The sequence below is a fragment of the Barnesiella sp. ET7 genome (assembly GCF_024733785.1).
Lineage (GTDB): Bacteria > Bacteroidota > Bacteroidia > Bacteroidales > Barnesiellaceae > Barnesiella > Barnesiella merdigallinarum.
Genome location: NZ_JANRHM010000063.1, coordinates 1 through 725 on the forward strand (window position 1 = coordinate 1; position 725 = coordinate 725).

General features: G+C 42.3%; 1 protein-coding gene. It reads right to left on the minus strand.

Annotated elements, in window-relative coordinates; all coding sequences use genetic code 11:
* Positions 1-293 precede the first annotated feature (293 nt).
* The coding region (locus tag NW211_RS13905) for a site-specific integrase (RefSeq protein ID WP_258328277.1) at positions 294-725 on the minus strand (432 nt) is incomplete at its 5' end.

Consider the following 725-nt stretch of genomic DNA (forward strand, 5'->3'; position numbering starts at 1 on the left):
CAAGATACCTGATAGCAGGTCGGTGTGACCTGTTGCTTGACTGTTGTTTAATACTGCTTGTGACATAACATTATATATTTCTTGTTAGTCCGGCTATTCGGGGCCGGAGTTCCCAAACTACAGGCTCTAAAAGGTCGTGTTCTCGTCAGGCAAGGTTGTGTGGAAAAATACAGAAAGCCTCACGGGGCGAGGATGATTTTTCCACGACACCCGTAGGGCTTGACCTTGCTTGACGAACAGAACACGAGTTACCTTTGCCTGTGGTTTGGTGAACTCGGCTACGAATCTATTTATTAGAATAATATCTGAACCTTTTCCATATCACTCATGATGGTTTGATCCAATACTCTTGCATAGTGTTGAGTCATACGGGTAGATGCGTGCCCCATCATCTTTGCAACATTTTCCAACGAAACTTTGTTAGCCAAAGTTATGGTCGTGGCAAAGGTATGACGGGCCACATGTGTGGTCAGATTCTTGTCAATATTGCAAAGCGTAGCAATTTGTTTTAGGTATGAATTCATCGTCTGATTGCAGAACAAAGGCAAACAAACATCCTTTTCAATACAGGTTGGATGATCCTCATATTTCTCAAGTATTTCTATGGCAGGAGTGATAAGAGGTACATTGCTGATACATCTTGCCTTCTCCTTTTTCATCTTGTGACGACCTTTTCTAATCCACATCTTGCCATTGTTGTCCTTAATGATTTCAGTGCGTTTCAG